Annotated in this window: 18 protein-coding genes; 10 read left to right on the forward strand and 8 right to left on the reverse strand. The window is 66.9% G+C overall.

Annotation, left to right across the window (positions count from 1 at the left end; all coding sequences use genetic code 11):
- Window positions 1–6: 6 nt before the first annotated feature.
- The 5 genes from fabG to P6281_RS07025 are packed head-to-tail and all read left to right on the forward strand — an operon-like array spanning window position 7 to window position 5,086.
- Window positions 7–756, forward strand: coding sequence for a 3-oxoacyl-ACP reductase FabG (gene fabG / locus P6281_RS07005; protein WP_008254916.1), 750 nt, complete (start codon window positions 7–9; stop codon window positions 754–756).
- A complete protein-coding gene (locus P6281_RS07010; protein ID WP_014384099.1) occupies window positions 753–1,979 on the forward strand; it encodes an acetyl-CoA C-acetyltransferase in 1,227 nt (408 codons plus the stop codon). Before fabG ends, P6281_RS07010 begins: the two co-directional genes overlap by 4 nt.
- Entirely contained in the window at window positions 1,976–3,178 is a 1,203-nt protein-coding gene (locus P6281_RS07015) for a CoA transferase (protein WP_014384100.1), read from the forward strand. The genes P6281_RS07010 and P6281_RS07015 overlap by 4 nt, the downstream gene beginning before the upstream one ends.
- A 23-nt stretch (window positions 3,179–3,201) precedes the next feature.
- Window positions 3,202–4,395 carry an acyl-CoA dehydrogenase family protein gene (locus P6281_RS07020; protein WP_014941523.1) on the forward strand — a complete coding sequence of 398 codons (1,194 nt, stop codon included), beginning with the start codon at window positions 3,202–3,204 and terminating at the stop codon, window positions 4,393–4,395.
- A 4-nt stretch (window positions 4,396–4,399) separates the two neighbouring features.
- Window positions 4,400–5,086: a GntR family transcriptional regulator gene (locus P6281_RS07025; RefSeq protein WP_009952873.1), complete on the forward strand. Its 687-nt coding sequence runs from the start codon at window positions 4,400–4,402 to the stop codon at window positions 5,084–5,086.
- Here the strand turns inward: P6281_RS07025 and P6281_RS07030 are convergent.
- On the reverse strand, window positions 5,083–6,039 hold the full coding sequence (locus P6281_RS07030; RefSeq protein WP_324738680.1) for a GlxA family transcriptional regulator: 957 nt from the start codon (window positions 6,037–6,039) through the stop codon (window positions 5,083–5,085). The genes P6281_RS07025 and P6281_RS07030 overlap by 4 nt on opposite strands.
- A gap of 75 nt (window positions 6,040–6,114) precedes the next feature.
- Between P6281_RS07030 and P6281_RS07035 the strand changes: the two genes are divergently transcribed.
- The 3 genes from P6281_RS07035 to P6281_RS07045 all read left to right on the forward strand — a co-directional run bounded on the left by P6281_RS07035 (window position 6,115) and on the right by P6281_RS07045 (window position 7,518).
- Window positions 6,115–6,771 (forward strand): DJ-1/PfpI family protein, encoded by a 657-nt coding sequence (locus tag P6281_RS07035; RefSeq protein ID WP_009952875.1) that lies wholly within the window; start codon window positions 6,115–6,117, stop codon window positions 6,769–6,771.
- Between the two features lies 1 nt (window position 6,772).
- Complete coding sequence (locus tag P6281_RS07040; RefSeq protein ID WP_014384103.1) at window positions 6,773–7,081, forward strand: hypothetical protein; 309 nt, start codon at window positions 6,773–6,775, stop codon at window positions 7,079–7,081.
- A 74-nt stretch (window positions 7,082–7,155) separates the two neighbouring features.
- Window positions 7,156–7,518 (forward strand): hypothetical protein, encoded by a 363-nt coding sequence (locus P6281_RS07045; RefSeq protein ID WP_041785422.1) that lies wholly within the window; start codon window positions 7,156–7,158, stop codon window positions 7,516–7,518.
- Here the strand turns inward: P6281_RS07045 and P6281_RS07050 are convergent.
- The 6 genes from P6281_RS07050 to P6281_RS07075 all read right to left on the reverse strand — a co-directional run bounded on the left by P6281_RS07050 (window position 7,515) and on the right by P6281_RS07075 (window position 14,572).
- Entirely contained in the window at window positions 7,515–9,044 is a 1,530-nt protein-coding gene (locus P6281_RS07050) for a class I adenylate-forming enzyme family protein (protein WP_324738681.1), read from the reverse strand. The two genes, P6281_RS07045 and P6281_RS07050, sit on opposite strands and share 4 nt — an antisense overlap.
- Entirely contained in the window at window positions 9,037–10,578 is a 1,542-nt protein-coding gene (locus P6281_RS07055; RefSeq protein WP_201407341.1) for a class I adenylate-forming enzyme family protein, read from the reverse strand. The genes P6281_RS07050 and P6281_RS07055 overlap by 8 nt, the downstream gene beginning before the upstream one ends.
- Window positions 10,568–12,037 carry a class I adenylate-forming enzyme family protein gene (locus tag P6281_RS07060; protein ID WP_014384107.1) on the reverse strand — a complete coding sequence of 490 codons (1,470 nt, stop codon included), beginning with the start codon at window positions 12,035–12,037 and terminating at the stop codon, window positions 10,568–10,570. The genes P6281_RS07055 and P6281_RS07060 overlap by 11 nt, the downstream gene beginning before the upstream one ends.
- The gene (locus tag P6281_RS07065) at window positions 12,037–12,849 is read right to left on the reverse strand and encodes an enoyl-CoA hydratase/isomerase family protein (protein ID WP_014384108.1); all 813 of its coding nucleotides are present in this window, start codon (window positions 12,847–12,849) and stop codon (window positions 12,037–12,039) included. The genes P6281_RS07060 and P6281_RS07065 overlap by 1 nt, the downstream gene beginning before the upstream one ends.
- Complete coding sequence (locus P6281_RS07070) at window positions 12,840–13,652, reverse strand: enoyl-CoA hydratase/isomerase family protein (protein WP_014382113.1); 813 nt, start codon at window positions 13,650–13,652, stop codon at window positions 12,840–12,842. Before P6281_RS07070 ends, P6281_RS07065 begins: the two co-directional genes overlap by 10 nt.
- Window positions 13,653–13,750: 98 nt before the next feature.
- Window positions 13,751–14,572 carry an enoyl-CoA hydratase/isomerase family protein gene (locus P6281_RS07075; protein WP_201359149.1) on the reverse strand — a complete coding sequence of 274 codons (822 nt, stop codon included), beginning with the start codon at window positions 14,570–14,572 and terminating at the stop codon, window positions 13,751–13,753.
- 155 nt (window positions 14,573–14,727) lie between these two features.
- Here P6281_RS07075 and P6281_RS07080 point away from each other — a divergent pair, with 155 nt between their 5' ends.
- Both P6281_RS07080 and P6281_RS07085 read left to right on the forward strand, forming a co-directional pair.
- Entirely contained in the window at window positions 14,728–15,411 is a 684-nt protein-coding gene (locus P6281_RS07080) for a hypothetical protein (protein WP_201407338.1), read from the forward strand.
- Complete coding sequence (locus tag P6281_RS07085) at window positions 15,408–16,304, forward strand: enoyl-CoA hydratase/isomerase family protein (protein ID WP_014711113.1); 897 nt, start codon at window positions 15,408–15,410, stop codon at window positions 16,302–16,304. Before P6281_RS07080 ends, P6281_RS07085 begins: the two co-directional genes overlap by 4 nt.
- Window positions 16,305–16,322: 18 nt before the next feature.
- On the opposite strand, the gene P6281_RS07090 is transcribed toward P6281_RS07085, so the two are convergent.
- On the reverse strand, window positions 16,323–17,108 hold the full coding sequence (locus tag P6281_RS07090; RefSeq protein WP_324738682.1) for a TetR/AcrR family transcriptional regulator: 786 nt from the start codon (window positions 17,106–17,108) through the stop codon (window positions 16,323–16,325).
- Window position 17,109: the final 1 nt, after the last annotated feature.

The raw sequence follows: 17,109 nt of genomic DNA on the forward strand, positions 1-17,109 counted from the left end.
GGATGTGTGATCCAGGTGGCGTTGTTGGCAGGTCAGACCGCAGTAATCACCGGCGGAGCGCAAGGACTCGGTCTGGCCATCGCGGAGCGCTTCGTCGCCGAGGGGGCGCGGGTCGTGCTCGGTGACGTCAATCTCGAGGAGACCCAGGTGGTGGCCAAGCAGCTGGGCGGTGACGACGTCGCGATCGCGGTCCGCTGCGATGTCACCCAGTCCTCCGACGTCGAGACGCTGATCCAGACCGCGGTCGAGCGGTTCGGCGGCCTGGACATCATGGTCAACAACGCCGGGATCACCCGGGACGCGACGATGCGCAAGATGACCGAGGAGCAGTTCGATCAGGTCATCAACGTCCACCTGAAGGGAACCTGGAACGGCACCCGGCTGGCCGCCGCCATCATGCGGGAAAACAAGCGCGGCGCCATCATCAACATGTCCTCGGTGTCGGGGAAGGTCGGCATGGTCGGCCAGACCAACTACTCGGCGGCCAAGGCCGGCATCGTCGGCATGACCAAGGCGGCCGCCAAAGAGCTGGCGTATCTGGGCGTCCGGGTCAACGCGATCGCCCCCGGTTTGATCCGGTCGGCGATGACGGAGGCCATGCCGCAGCGCATTTGGGATTCGAAGGTGGCCGAGGTGCCGATGGGCCGGGCCGGTGAGCCCAGCGAAGTCGCCAGCGTGGCCCTGTTCCTGGCTTCCGACCTGTCGTCGTATATGACCGGCACCGTCATGGAAATCACCGGCGGCCGACACCTGTGAGCGGGGTCCGTGAAACCGTCATCTGTGAGCCGGTGCGGACGCCGATCGGCCGCTACGGCGGAATGTTCAAGGCGCTCAGCGCCGTCGACCTCGGTGTCACCGCCCTGAAGGGTCTGCTCGAGCGAACCGGGCTGGCGGCCGACGCCGTGCAAGACGTCATCCTCGGCCACTGCTATCCCAACAGCGATGCGCCGGCGATCGGGCGCGTGGTCGCGCTGGATTCCGGCCTGCCGGTGACGGTTCCGGGCATGCAGGTCGACCGGCGTTGCGGGTCGGGCCTGCAGGCGGTGATCCAGGCCTGCCTGCAGGTCGGCCATGGCGACCACGATCTCGTCGTCGCCGGGGGTTGCGAGAGCATGAGCAACGTCGCCTTCTATTCGACCGATATGCGCTGGGGCGGGGCTCGCGGCGGCGTGCGGGTGCACGACGGGTTGGCGCGGGGACGCACGACCGCCGGCGGACGGCACTACCCGGTGCCGGGTGGAATGCTGGAGACGGCCGAGAATCTGCGCCGCCAGTACGGGATTTCGCGCGAGGAACAAGACGAGCTGGCGGTGCGGTCGCATCAGCGCGCGGTGGCCGCGCAGAAGGACGGCGTCCTCGCCGAGGAGATCGTTCCGGTTGCCGTCCCCACGCGCAGCGGCGAGGAAGTCATCGACGCCGACGAACACCCGCGCGCGGACACGTCGGTGGAGTCGCTGAGCAAGCTCAAACCCGTTCTGCTGAAAGACGACCCGGAGGCGACGGTCACGGCCGGCAACTCCAGCGGGCAGAACGACGCGGCGTCCATGTGCGTGGTGACCACGCCGGAGAGGGCCGACGCGTACGGCCTGAAGCCGTTGGTGCGCCTGGTGTCCTGGGGGGTGGCGGGGGTGGCGCCCAACGTCATGGGCATCGGGCCGGTCCCCGCGACGGAGGTGGCGCTGTCCAAGGCGGGCCTGCAGCTCTCCGACATCGACCTCATCGAGCTCAACGAAGCCTTTGCCGCGCAAGCGCTCGCGGTGATGCGGGAATGGAATTTCGGTGCGGCCGACCATGAGCGGACCAATGTGCACGGTTCGGGAATCTCGCTGGGCCACCCGGTGGGGGCGACGGGCGGACGGATGCTGGCCACGCTGGCGCGCGAGCTCAATCGGCGGCAGGCGCGCTACGGGCTGGAGACCATGTGCATCGGCGGCGGGCAGGGGCTTGCCGCCGTCTTCGAACGGGTCGCATCGAGATGACCGACCCCGGGCTGCCTCTGGACGGCCTCACCGTTGTCGAGGTGTCCAGCTTCGTCGCCGCGCCGCTGTGCGGAATGACCCTGAATCAGCTTGGCGCAGAGGTGATCCGGGTCGACCCTATCGGTGGTGCGTCCGACGTGCAACGCTGGCCGCTGTCGGCGGACGGTACGTCGATCTATTGGACGGGCCTGAACAAGGGAAAGCGTTCGGCCACCATCGATCTGCGCTCCGAAGGCGGCCAGGCACTGGTCCAGCGCCTGATCGTCGAGGGTGACGGCATCGTCGTGACCAACGCGGCCGGGCTGTCCTGGCTGAGCCACGACGTCCTGGCGGCCGAGCGCCCCGACGTCATCCACGTCCAGTTACTCGGGCGCGGTGACGGTTCCACCGGCGTGGATTACACGGTCAACGCCGGCCTGGGCTATCCACTCGTCACGGGCCCGGCCGATCATGCCGGTCCGATCAATCACGTCCTGCCGGCCTGGGACGTGTGCTGCGGACTGTACGCCGCGCTGTCCGTCGTCACCGCCGTCCATCGCCGCGACAAGTCCGGGGCGGGGACGCGGATCAGCCTGGCGTTGGAGGACGTCGCGCTGGCCACCGCCGCCAACCTGGGGTTGCTCACCGAACCTCAGGTCAACGGGACGCAACGCGAACGGCTGGGCAACGCCATCTACGGCCAGTACGGGCAGGACTTCACCAGTCGCGACGGCGGCCGGTTCATGGTCGTCGCCCTGACCAAGCGGCACTTCCGCGATCTGGTCGAGGTCACCGGCACCCAGGACGCTGTGTCGGCACTTGCCGAGGCGCTCGGGGTGGACTTCGGGTCCGAAGGCGACCGGTACCGGTACCAGGACGTGCTGACCGGGTTGTTCGCCACCTGGTTCAACGATCACAGCGCCGACGAGGTCACCGCCGCGCTGTCGAATACCACGGTGCTGTTCGAACGCTACCGCACCTTTGCCGAGGTCGCGGCGGGACCGAAAGTCACTGACAATCCGCTGTTTTCGCGGTTGCGGCAACCGGGCCTCGGCGACTACTTCGCGCCGGGCCTACCGGCGGCGTTCGACGGGATCCATCCCGCCAGCGCGCCGGCGCCCGCCTTGGGACAAGACACCGCCGAGATCCTTCAGCGGTTGCTGGGGCTGACCACCGCCGACGTCGAGCGCCTGACGGACGCCAAGACCATCGCGGGCTGAGCAGCCGGAAGGAAACACAGCACATGACCAAACTCGCCCAGACGCTCGGGCTGACCGAAGTCCAGACCGAAATCATCGCCACCGTCCGGCAATTCGTCGAAAAGGAAGTCATCCCCAACGCGGTTGAACTCGAACGCGCCGACACCTACCCGCAGGCCATCGTCGACCAGCTGCGCGACATGGGTCTGTTCGGGCTGATGATCCCCGAGGAATATGGCGGCCTGGGCGAATCACTGCTGACCTACGCCCTGTGCGTCGAAGAGCTTGCGCGCGGGTGGATGAGCGTGTCCGGGGTGCTCAACACCCATTTCATCGTGGCGTACATGCTGCGCCAGCACGGCACCGACGAGCAGAAGCAACGCTTCCTGCCGCGCATGGCGGCCGGCGAGACGCGTGGCGCCTTCTCGATGTCGGAGCCGGAGCTGGGCTCGGACGTCGCCGCGATCCGGACCCGGGCCCGACGCAACGACGACGGCACCTACACGATCGATGGCCAGAAGATGTGGCTGACCAACGGCGCCACCGCGACGCTGGTGGCAACGCTGGTGCGCACGGACGAGGGCTCGGACAAGCCGCACCGCAACCTGACCGCCTTCCTGGTCGAGAAGCCGGTCGGCTTCGGCGAAGTCGTTCCGGGCCTGCGTATTCCGGGCAAGATCGACAAGCTGGGCTACAAGGGCATCGAAACCACCGAGATGATTTTCGACGGCTACCAGGCCGGCGCCGATGACGTCCTCGGCGGGGCGACGGGGCAGGGCTTTTTCCAGATGATGGACGGCATCGAGGTCGGCCGCGTCAACGTGTCGGCGCGGGCTTGTGGCGTCGGGCTTCGCGCTTTCGAGCTTGCGGTGCGTTACGCGCAACAACGCGAGACGTTCGGCAAGCCGATCGCCGAGCATCAGGCCATCGCGTTCCAGCTGGCCGAGATGGCGACCAAAGTCGAAGCGGCGCACCTGATGATGGTGAACGCGGCGCGGCTGAAGGACTCGGGGGAGCGCAATGACGTCGCCGCCGGGATGGCCAAGTACCTGTGCAGCGAGTACTGCGCCGAGGTCACCCAGCAGAGCTTCCGGATCCACGGCGGCTATGGCTATTCCAAGGAATACGAGATCGAGCGGCTGATGCGCGACGCGCCGTTCCTGCTGATCGGCGAGGGCACCAGCGAAATCCAGAAGAACATCATCAGCAAGCGACTGCTCGCCGAATATCGGGTGTGACACGATGAGCGTTCCGGATTTCGCTGCGCGGCCGCAACTTTCCGAGGACGTTGCGCGCTTGATCCGCAGCAGGATATTCGATGGCACGTACGCCGCCGACTCGTACGTCCGGCTGGATCAATTGGCAGCGGAGTTGGGCATCAGTGTCACGCCGGTGCGCGAGGCGCTGTTCGCGCTGCGCGCCGAGGGTTTGATCGCCCAACAGCCGCGCCGGGGTTTCGTGGTGCTGCCGGTCACCGGACGCGATGTCACCGACGTGGCGAACGTGCAGGCGCACGTCGGCGGCGAGCTGGCCGCGCGGGCCGCGCTCAACATCACCGACGATCAGCTACGCGAGCTCAAAGAGATCCAGGCGCAGTTGGAGAATGCCTATGCCGGTGACGAGCATGAGCACACCGTCGGCCTGAACCACGAATTTCACCGGGCCATCAACATCGCCGCCGATTCGCCCAAGCTGGCGCAACTGATGTCGCAAATCACCCGCTACGCACCCGAATCGGTGTTTCCCGCCATCGAGGGCTGGCCCGAGCAGTCGATGAGGGACCATCGTCGGATCTTGTCCGCGCTGAAAAAGCGTGACGGCGAGCTGGCGCGCGCGGCGATGTCGGAGCATCTCGCCGCCGGCGCGGTCCCGTTGATCGACCACCTCATCGCGCGCGGGGTGGTGACTGGCGGGGACGGATCGCCCTAGCTGGTACCGTCGCCGCCATGGTGGCGAAAGGTGTGCCGATAACTCTGCGGCGGCACGCCGGCCACCCGGCGAAACTGCTCACGGAAATTCGTTGTCGACGCGAAACCCACTTGACGCGCGATCTTTTCGATGCTGTCGGAGGTTCTCTCCAACAGTTGCTGCGCGTGCCTGATCCGGACGTTGTTGACCCATTGCATCGGCGTCTGGCCCGTCTCGTGCTTGAACCGGCGATTGAGCGTCCGCTCGCTACTGGCCGCCCGGCGCGCAATGTCGCGCAACGCCAGCGGCCGCTGCGCGTTGTTCTCGATCCACACCAGTAACTCATCGAGTTCGGTGCTGGACATGCGGCGGTTTCGGATGATGAATTGCGCCTGGCCACCGCTGCGGTGCAGCGGGGTGACGGCCAGGCGGGCGGCATCGGCCGCCGCGGCCGACCCATAATCGCGGGCGACCAGGTGCAGGCACAGGTCAAGTCCCGCAGACGCTCCGGCCGAGGTGAGGATCTGGCCTTCGTCGATGTAGAGCGCGTCGGCGTCGACCCTTACGGCCGGGTAGGTCGCCGTCAGCAGTTCGGCCGCCAACCAGTGCGTGGCCGCCCGCTTGCCGTCCAGGATTCCCGCGGCGGCCAAGGTGAAGGCGCCGCTACAGATCGATGCGATCCGAATGCCCTTTTCGTACGCGGACTTCAGCGCGACGATCACGTCGTCGCGAACCGGTGCCGCGGCGTCGTTTCGGCCCGGCACCACGATGGTGTCGGCATCGCCGAGCTCAGCCAAGCCGTAGTCCGTCGCGATCCGGATCGGTCCCGCTGTAACGACGGGTTCGCAGCCACACACGCGCACTCGGTAGCCCGGCGCGCCGTCCTCGAAGAAGACCCGGCCGAACACCTCAATCGCAATGGCAAGGTCGAACGCGATGGCATCGGGCTCAGCCAGGATCGCGACAGCATGCATGGGTTGGCAATATACCGGCGCAACGTGGCAATCCAGCCACTGTTCTCCGGTGCGGCGATGGGTGACCATAGCCGGGTGCATGCGCAAATCGTGTTGTACGACGGGTTCGACCCGTTCGACGTCATCGCTCCGTTCGAAGTCCTGGCCGCCGGTGCCGAGATGGTCGCGGGCGACCTAGCGGTGACGTTGGTGGCGGCCGAGGGGCCCCGCGCCGTGATCAGCGGTACCCGCGGGCTGGCGCTGGCCGCCACCGCCGCGATCGATCCGGCTGATCGCGGCTGGGTGATCGTGCCCGGTGCCAGCGGACCGACCGTCGGGGATCCCGACGACGGTGTCGACACCATCCCGGTGGTCTTGGCCCGGGCGGCCCAGACCGCGCTGACCCCGCTGTTACACAAGGCCGCTGCCAACCCGGAGGTGATTCTGGCGGGGGTGTGTGGCGGCTCGATCATCATGGCGATGTCCGGACTGATCGAAGGCCGCCACGCGGTCACGCATCATCTGGGGTTGGAGCTACTCGAGGCCGCAGGTGTGCATCCGGTCGCGGCCCGTGTCGTCGACGATGGAGATCTGATTACGGCGGGGGGCGTGACGTCGGGCCTCGATCTCGCACTGCATCTGCTTGATCGTGGCTATGGTCCTCGAGTCGCGCACGCTGTCGAGCAACTCTTCGAATACGAACGGCGGGGCACGGTATGGCGACCGGTGGGCCGGGAACCGCTGGAGGTTTAGGGTGAGCATCCAGGGCGACTGGGACGTGACGATCGAGACCCCGATCGGCACGCTGGCAGTCCTGTACGCGTTCACCGAGTTGCGCGGTGGGCTGACGGGCACCGCGACGTACAGGGACGAAACGGTTGCGTTGCAAGACTTTACGAGCGAGTCGACCGAGGGTGGTACCCGGCTGCGGTGGCGACAGGCGGTGACCAAGCCGATGCGGCTGAATCTGGCCTTTGACGTGCTCGTCACGGGTGACGTTCTGAGCGGTCACTCGCGTGCCGGTCGGCTACCGAAGTCGGCGGTATCCGGAGCTCGTCGGTAGGCATCGCCTTCTCTTGTAGCAAAGCCCACTGAGGCATACGCTGCCATCAGGGTGGGCAACGAATGGAGAAGGAGATGGCTCCAACGCCTCGTGCCGTGGCCGGATTCGTTGCGTGCGTGACAGCGATCGCATTCGCGGCGCCCGCACGTGCCGACCTACTCGACCCGATTCCCGGCAACGGCGTGTTTGTCGTGGGGCCCGATATCGCGCCGGGGCTCTACCACACGGGCGGCTCGGGTTCGGCCTTCGGCGTGTGGATAAACAATGTGCCCACGCAGGACTCGATGTGCTCGTGGTTCACCTACAGCACGCCCGATGCGAACAAGGACCATGTGCTGCAGACGAATACCTCCATCGGTCCGATGTACGCGAACATCAATTCCGCGGTCAAGGCCTTCGAGTCGCAGAATTGTCAACCCTGGACGCGGGTCCCCTAGGGCTGATTCGCGTCGATCAACATCTGCCGCAGCCGGCGGATGTCGACCTTCCCGGTGCCGCCCCGTGGAACGTCGTCGCCGGAGTGGAGCAGCAGCCACACCGTGGGTACCTTGAAGGCGCTCAGCAACTTTCGCGCCGACGCATGAAGTTGGTCGCGGGTGAGCGCGTCGTTGCATACCACCGCCGCGCCGACCCGTTCGCCCGCGGCGCCGGGCACGCTGGTGACAAAGGCGTGGTCGACCCCGTCAATGGTGCGCAGCGCGCGCTCGACCTCGCTGGGGTAGACTGTCGCTCCGCTGACCTTGAACATGTCGTCGGATCGCCCGTGGTAGAACAGGAATCCCTGCTCGTCGAGGTGGCCGAGGTCACCGGTCGAATAGAAGCCGTCGGGGGTGAAGAGCTCTTCGCGCCGGCGCCCGCAGATGCCCCGCAGCGTGTGCGGTCCACGGATCTGGATCATGCCGGCGGTTCCCGTCGCGACGGGCATACCGCTTTCGGGGTCCACGACGCGGACTTCCATGCCGGGAAACGGCTTTCCGCAGCTGCCCCACGCCGTGGCGGGCATGTCCGTGTCGGCGGGGTAGCCGCAATACGGCCCGAATGCCTCGGTCATGCCGAACAGCGTCGCGCGCGCCCCGGGCCGAGCGCGCTGCTCGGGCGGCAACAGGGCTTCCAGGCTGCCGGGTCGCAGCGCCGAGAGATCCACGCCGACCGAGCCGGCGTGCCGCGCAAGCGCCTCGGCCTGATCGGGCCAGCCACGAAACAGGGTGACCCGTTCGCGCTCCAGCAGTCTCAGCGTGGTTTCGGGCCGGGGCAATTCTTCGGTCACCAGGGTGGCGCCGGCAAGCAGGACGGACAGGATTCCGCTGCCGAACCCGCCCACCCAGAAGAACGGCATCGGCAGATACAGGCGCGTTTCGCCGCTGATGCAGCGCGCGGCCAGCCCCGATTGCACGGCGCCCAGCGCGTTGCCGTGGGAATGCAGGACGCCCTTGGGTGATCCGCTGCTGCCCGAGGTGAACATGATGACCAGCGCGTCGGAGGGGGTGACCGTTTCGGTCATGGCATCGATGATCCGGCGGGCCCGGTCACTCGCGGGGTCGCTGTCGAGCTGATCGGTCGACCAAACCTGTTGCAACGCCGGAATTTCGGACTCGGGCACCGCCTTGAGGTCGTCGAGGTAGCGATGGCCGCGGAACTCTTCGACGCTCACCAGGAACTGGACGGCGGCGACCCGCAATTGCGCGACGAGTTCGCCGGCCTGCAGCAGCGTGCTCAGCGGCACCAGGACGGCGCCGATGCGTGTCAGGGCGACGGCGATCTGTACCCAGCGGGTGCCGTTGGGCATGATCAACCCGACCCGGCAGCCCTTGCCCACGCCCGCTTCCACAAACACGGCCGCCAGTTCCCTTGTGGTGGAGTCGAGTTCGCGGTAGCTGAGCCGCGACGTGGGATCGATCACCATCGGTGTATCCGCGTCGTGCCGGGCCCGAAACCGCACCAGTTGGTCGATGGTGCTAGGCATCGAAAAGCTTTCTCAGCCGCCGCGTGTCGACCTTGCCGCTGGACAACAGCGGGACATCGGCGCGGGACAGGGAGACAAACCGTTTGGGAATCTTGTACGACGACAGCTCCGCCTTGAGCCGTTCCCGCACGGCCGACTCGTCGAAATCCGGCTGCACGACCACCGCCGCGACCAGCTCGCCCCGTTGGGTATCGGGCACGCCCACCACGTAAGCCTCGGCGCCGGTGACCCGGGTGATCGCCTGCTCGACCTCGGCCGCCGAGACGTTCGCGCCTGCCGTCTTGACCATCGCGCTGAGCCTGCCGACGAAGTAGACGAATCCGTCGTCGTCGGTGCGCACCAGATCGCCGGTGTGAAACCAGCCGTCGGCGTCGAAGCACTCCTCGCGAGAGCGCTTGTAGTAGCCCTGCATCACGTACGGTCCGCGGATGCAGAGTTCCCCGACTCCGGAGGCGTCCTGATCGACGATCATCGTCTCGAAGCCGGGCGCGGGTTTGCCGAATGATCCCCGCCGCGTCTCGGGCTGGTCGGATTCGTCCTCGCTGATCAGGACGACGCTGCCGGCCTCGGTCATCCCGAGCATGTTGTGCCGCAGCTCCGGGTCGGCGGGGCGGGTGTCGGGGGCCATGATCGGGTAGAGGTTGCCGCGCCGCATCGACGACAGATCACGCTCGGCGTAGCTGGGGTGCTCGGCGAGGTGAGCGATGCCGGCCGCGAACCCGTTGGTCATGGTGGGTCGTTCGGCCTCCAACAGGTCGAGCGTGGCCCCGGCGTCGATGGCGTTGGAGCAGACCAGGGTTGATCCGGCCACCAGGGTGGCCAGCAGACCGAACGCGAACCCGCCGATCCAGAAGAACGGCGAATTGCAGAACAGCTTGTCCGAAGCGGTCAGGCCGCGGATCGCGTTGAGGTTCCGCTGATGTCCGAGCAGTGCGCTATGCGTATGCACTACCCCTTTGGGGGTACTGGTTGACCCGGACGTGTAGACGATCGCCAGCGGATCGCAGTCGTAGACAACGTCTTCGCTCGCCCGCAGCAGCGCCGCGTCGACGCTGCCGGCCAGCGCGCGTACCGCGTCGTGCGCAAACGCCGCGTGGCGCAGCTGCGGCACCGCGGCGCAAAACAAGCGGTCGCCGAAATCGAGGTCGGCCCGCGGAATCACCTCGGACAGTCGCTGCACATAGTTGTGAGACCGAAAAGACCTGGCGCTCAGCAGGATTTCGACGTCGCTGTCGACCAGCTGCTCGCGCAGTTCCCGGGCGGTGACGAACGTGGAGAACGGGACCACCACGGCACCGATTCGCGCCGCCGCCAGCATGCCGACGACGAAGTCGCTTCCGTTCGGGTGCAGGAGGCCCACATGGGTTCCCTTACCGGCGCCGAGGGCGATCAGGCCGCGGGCGAGCTCCGCCGACCGGTGATCGGCTTCGGCGTATCCGATGCGGTCGCCGTCGCAGACCAGCAGCGGGTGATCCCCGCGCGCCCGGGCCTGCTGTCGCAACGTCGCGGCGACCGTCACAGGATCAGCGCGCATGGTTGCGCGGCGCCGCGAGCTCGCGGAAGTGTTCCTGGATCGCGCCGAGATCGGGTTTGCCCGACGGCGTTCGCGGAATGGCGTCGACGATCGCGATCTCGGTCGGAATCTCATAGCGCGCCAAGCGCTCTCGCAGATGCACCACCAGCGCGTCGGCGTCGGCCGCACCCGGCTCGCGCAGTTCGACCATGGCGACCGGCGTCTCTCCGAGCCGCTCGTCGGGCCGGGCGATGACCGCCGCGCCGGCCACCGCGGGGTGGCTCTCCAGCGCGGCGCGAACGTCGTCGGGCATAACCTTGAAGCCGCCGCGGATGATCGCCTGGTCGGCGCGGCCGACAATCCAGAGGAACCCGTCGGCGTCGATGCGTGCCATGTCCGTGGTTCGCATCCATAACGCGGCCGGCCCCAGCTGGCCCGGCTTGACCTCCAGCAGGCCGACTTCGTCTGGGCCGAGCGGTGTTCCGTCGTCGGCTACCACCCTGAGCTGAGCGCCCGGATTGGCCCGGCCGACGCTGCCTCGTTTGGCTCGCCAGTACCGCTGATGGTCGGGAAGGGTCCAGCCCGCCACGCCGCCCCCGAACTCGGTTGCGGCATAGGAGGTCAGCACCGGGATGCCGTACTTATCGGTGAAGGCGTCGGCATCATCGGCCGACAGCGGCGCCGTGCCGCAGGTGACGGCCCGGACGCTGTCCAGGTCGGCCGGCGACACGTCCGAGTGCAAGACCGTGCGCAGGGCCGCCGGTACCAGCGATACGGCGCGGGGCCGGTGGGTGCGCACCGCCTCGACCCATGCGTTCAGCTCGAATCGCTCCAACAGCACGAACGGTCGGGCCTCGGCGATGCATTGCAGCACGCGGAATACCCCGCCGATGTGCACCAGCGGCGAGTTCACGATGGCGACGCCGCGCCGCAGCTCGGTGGGTGCCGGCGCGCGGTCGGGTTCGGAGCCCATCACGCTGCGCGCCAACATGTCGTAGGTCAGGTCGATTCGCTTGGGTGGACCCGTCGTGCCGCTGGTCAACATGCGCACCGCGACACCGGTCGACGGGCCTGGCTCGGCGCCGGGTTGCCCGGACACGTCGACGTCGTCGGCCGGTCCCGAGATCGCGACCGTCGGGATGCCCGGCGTCACCAGCGCCGTCAGATCGTCGCGCTCGCCGACGATCAATCGAAGCTGCAGCCTCGCGACATCGGCCTTGGTGCGCTCGTCGCCGCGCGACGGGTTGATGACCACAACGGTTCCGCCGCCCAGCAGCACACCCAGAAAGGCCGCCACGTGCCCCGGCCGGTTGCGCAGCAGCATCCCGACCTCGGCGCCGGCGCTCAGGCCGGCGATGCGCTGCGCCAGGGTGCCGACCTGCTCCCACGAGATCCATTGGCCGCCATACTCGATGGCGCGTGAGTCTGGTTCGAGGTCGAGCACATCGGCGATGCGTTGGATGAGCGAGTGACGCGGCATCAGCGGATCTTCGGTGTGCGTTTGGTGGCCCCGTCGCCGGGAGTCTTCTGCGCGGCCAGTTCCGCGGTGCCCAGCGGGTTTCCCAGCCGGGTGTAGATGAGGCCCTGTTCCAGCGCGGCGCGATACGGCTTGTCCAGCGACTCCCAAATCGCTTTGACCGTGCCCTGAGTCGCCGTTGGCGGCTTGGCGGCGATGGTCGACGCGATCTCGTGGGCGCGGTCCCAGAGCTGGCCGGAAGCGACGACCTCGGAGACCAATCCGATACGCAGCGCGGCGTCGGCGCTGACCCGCTCGTCGTTGCCCATCAGGGCGATGCGCAGCGTCTCGCCGAGGCCGACGCGGCGCATCAGGCCGATCGGCTCCAGCGCGCAAACCAGGCCGGCCGACACGTGGGAGTCGAAGAACGTGGCGTCTTCCGAGCAGATGACCACGTCGGATTCGTTGATGAAGTAGAACGCGCCGGCGGTGCACATCCCCTGGACCGCGCAGACCACCGGCTTCCACATTTTCTGCCATTTGGGACTCAGGGCTTCGCCGGGATCTTCGTGGTTCCAGATGTTTTCGGGCTGCCCATAGGGCGTCTTGATGTCCAGTCCCGCGCTGAACGCCCGGTCGCCGGCGGCGCGCAGCACCACCGCGTGCACGGACTCGTCGAGTTTGACCGTGTGCCAGGCGCGGGCCATCTCCTCACACATGGTGCGGTTGAACGCGTTCAGCTGCTCGGGCCGGTTCAGGGTGATGGTGGCGACGTGATCGGTGGCGTCGACCTCGAGCAGGATGGTTTCGAAACTCATCGGCCTGTTCACCGGCATTGCCAATTCGGCTTGCGCTTCTCGACGAAAGCCTTGGGCCCTTCGGCCGCGTCCTCGGTCCGCAGCACCCGCTCACGGAAGGTTTCGGCGAGTATCTCCGCCTCGTGCAGCGGCACATTCAGGCCCTTGAGGATCGCCAGGCGGGTGCCCCGGACGGCCAGGGGCGCATTGGAATTGACGATGTCGGCGATCTCGTGGGCCCGGTCCAGCAGGCGGTCGTGCTCGACGACCTCGCTGATCAGTCCCAGCTCATAGGCGCGCTCCGCGCTCATCCGCTCGTGCTTGCCCATCAGGGCCATCCGCAGGGCGATCGAGCGGGGCAGCACGCGGGATACCCGAACCAGTTCGCGGCCGGCGACCAGTCCGATGCTGACGTGCGGATCGAAAAAGGTTGCCTGCTCGGAGGCGATGACGATGTCTGTCGTGGTGACCCAATCCATACCGGCGCCACAACAGATTCCGTTCACCGCGGTCAGCACCGGCTTGGCCGTGGTGCGAAAGGGCGGCGTGCCCTCCTGCGGAGCCTCCCATTGGTCATACGTCGACAGGTACGGCCGCTCGTAGATCACCTTGCCGTCTTCGGGGATCTCCTTGACGTCGGCGCCGGTGCAGAACGCGCGGCCGGTGCCCGTGACGATGGTGAGCCAGACGTTGTCGTCGTTTTCGGCCTCGTCGTAGGCGGCCCGCAGTTCGGTGATCATGTGCGGGCTGAGCGCATTGAGGGCGTCCGGGCGATTGAGGGTGATCGTCGCGGTGTGCCCGTCGACCTCGTACTTGATGGTGTCGAACGAATCAGTGGGCATCGGTCATCCCTTCGCTTTGCAGAGAACGTCGAGTGTGGGGCGTATGGACGAATTCGAGGCAGTTCCCGTGCGTAGGTCCCGCGCTCGACGCCCGAGAGCTAGCGTCCACGAAAGTCCGGATCCCGCCGCTGCCGGAAGGCCTCCAGGCCCTCCTTGAAATCGCCTGTCCGGCAAGATAACTCCAGATTGAACAACTCCTGGTTCAGCGACTGGCCCAGCGTCGCATGCTGTCCGAAGTTCATGGCCTGCTTGGCCAGCCCGATCGCCGCCGTCGGACCGGAGGCCAGCCGGGCAACCAGCTCCTCGGCGGCGCGGTCGAGGTCGGGGCCGCTCACCGACTGGTGAATGAGCCCCCAGTCGGCCGCGTCGTTCCCGCTCACCTTCTCTCCGAGCAGCAGCATCCGCCGGGCCCGCGCCAGGCCGACGAGCCGCGGCACCAGCCAGGTGGACCCCGAGTCCGGGCTGAAGCCGCGGTCGAGGAACGGCTCCCAGAACACCGCGTCGTCGGCGGCCACGGTGAAGTCAGCGGCCAAGGCGAGATTGCAACCGAATCCCACGGCCCATCCGCGCACGCTGCACACCACCGGCAGCTGAATGCCGGCGACGAGTTCGATCACGCGGTGAGCGGCATGGGGAACCCGGCGCACCAGATCACCGGCGCGGGGACGTTGGCCGCCGGGATCGTTGGCGGCCACCCAGTCGGAGCCGGCGCAGAAATCGTCTCCGGCTCCGCGGAGGTGTACGGCGCGCAGCGAGTCGTCGGACGCGGCAGCGGTCAGCGACTCGACCAGAGTTCCGATCATCAACTGCGTCAACGAGTTACGCCGGGATGGGCGATCAAGCGTCACCCGTAACACCGCACCGTCTCGGTGCACTGTTACCGACCCCTCGGCTCCGGCCGAGCCGGCCCCTTGACTCACCGTCGATCCGGCCTTTCTCCGCCGATACGGTTACCCATACAGTAGGCAATACGATTGATACGCTGTATAAGTTAGCAAGGATACGCTGCCTGCGAAACTACCCAGGTGAAAGAGAGAATCATGGCCCGCGCCGATGACGATGCAGAGCGTAAGCGATGAGGAGGAGTGGCGCCGATGGTCGCGCCGACGACAACGCCAGATTCGGCGAGGCGCCGCTTGACCAGACCGTGGCCGCCGCCGCCGCCATGCGCCGCCTGAGCTCGCTGCTGGTGTCGCTGGAACATCCGCACCCGGCGGTGGATGCCATGTTGGAGAAGTTCACCGAGTGGGAGCGCGAGTTGTCGGCCGCCGCGCCGGCGGACAACGCACCGCGCATCGGCGAACTGCCCGACGATCCCCGGCGCGTCTACCTCAATCACGCCACCGACATCGGCGCCTACAACCCGTGTTTCCCCGAGTACCGGTTCACCGGATTCGATGCCGAGAAGGCAACGGGAGGAGTCGAATTCCCGGTGATCTACGAAGGGCCACCGGGACTGGTGCACGGCGGATTCCTGGGCGTCTTCTTCGACTGCGTGATCCAGCACCACAATTGCGTCACCGGCCTTTCCGGCAAAACCCGGTCCTTGGCCGTGACGTTCCGCAGACCGACACCGGTGTTGACGGAGCTGCGATTCGACATCGCGCGCTCGGAAGGCGAACGGGGTATCACGTCGACCGCGCGACTGTGGCTCGACGACGAAGTGCTGTGTACGGGCGAGGTCAACACGTTGGCGTCACGGCCCGAGAAGCTTGCCGGATCGCGGTTCGGCAGGCGCCGAAAGGAGTCCGATAAATGACCGCTTCGAGCACCTCTGACGATCGCGTGCTCTTCGACATCGATCAAGACCGGCGCATCGCGACGGTCACGCTGAACAATCCCCAACAGCGGAACTCCTATGACGCCAGCATGCGCGAGGCCGTCGCCCGTTGCCTGGACCGGGTGGCCGATGACGACGACCTCACGGTGGTGTTGTTGCGCGGAGCCGAGGGAGTCTTCTCCACCGGGGCCGACATGAACAATGCGTACGGGTGGTACGGCGACAAGGCCAAGGCGTCCGACGATGCGGCAGCCAAGCGTCGCCCGAGTCAGCGTCGCCGACTTGCCGTGGACCGCAAGTCTTTTGGCTTCTATCACAATTTCATGGGTTTCCCCAAGGTCACGGTGGGGGAGATCGCCGGCTACGCGCTGGGTGGCGGTTTCGAGATGGCCCTGATGACCGATATCTCCGTCATCGCGCGGGACACCAAGGTCGGCATGCCGGCAACCCGCTTCCTGGGCCCAGCGCTGGGCAGCTTGCACATGTTCTTCCACCGGCTCGGGCCGGTGCTGGCGCGGCGCCTGCTGTTGACCGGTGACATCATCGAGGCGGGCGCGATCGAACATCTCGGAATCTTCACGGACACCTGCGATCCCGGCGCGGTGACCGCCCGGGCGCGCTACTGGGCCGAGAAGGCGGCGAAGATGCCGGCCGACGGGGTCGTCATCGCCAAGGAGGCTTTCCGGCTTGTCGAGCAGAGCCAGGCGTATCAGGGTGAGGAGGTCGCCAGCTACCTGTTCCACGCCTTCGGCACCAACCTGCAGTTCGGGCCGGGCGAATTCAACTTCGTCAAGACCCGCGCCCAGCACGGCGCCAGGGAGGCCTTCCGGCTACGCGACGAGCACTTCTACGTGCCCGAACCCGAGGCGTGACAAGCGGTTTCGGTTAGGTCAGCGATTCGCCGGCACCTTGGACCGACCTCGCGCGGTCGACGACTTGCGCTGGCGGCTCGCCCCCGCCTTGCCTTTGGCTGCGTTGCTCTCGTCGATCAGCCTGCTGGCGTGATCGAGGATGCAGGTGAGGCCGTACTCGAAATTGGTCTCGTCCGGGGCGCCGATGCGGTGCCCGATTCGGGTGACTTGCGAAAGGAGCGGGGTCTTTTCGGGGTCGATGGCAACGGCGTCCTCGATGGCGCGGGGTCCGATATCCGACGACTGGTTTTTTTCGTACAGCCGTTGCAGCACCACTGATCCGCGGACGTGAACCGAAACCGCCGAATAGGTGTCGAACGCGTCCTCCGGCGACAAGCCGGCCTCGACCAGATTGGAAACTGCCTTTTCCATCTCCTGTGCGCCCATCCGTGCCGCTTTCGGAGACAGTGCCGCGCGAATCAGAATCAGGTCGCACAGAATTGGGTTGCCCATGAACGTCTTACGCATCAAGCGCGCGTGGTTGCGCAGGGTTTCCCGCCAGTCGCTGGCTTCGACATAGGGAGTGGCGAACACGTACTTGCTCAGGGCGCGGTCAGTCATCGCGTTGAGCAGGTCGTCCTTCTTGCGGAAGTACCAGTAGATGCTCGTCACACCCACGCCGAGATGTTTGCCGAGCAGCGGCATGCTCAGGTTGTCGATCGACACCTCCTCGGCGAGTTCGAATGCGCCGCTGATGATGTCGTCGGGATTGATGGACCCGCGTTCGCGTCGCTGACGCTTATCGGCGGTTGCCTGTTTTGCCACC

This window comes from Mycobacterium sp. 5-140-3-2, assembly GCF_035666375.1.
GTDB classification, from domain to species: domain Bacteria; phylum Actinomycetota; class Actinomycetes; order Mycobacteriales; family Mycobacteriaceae; genus Mycobacterium; species Mycobacterium intracellulare.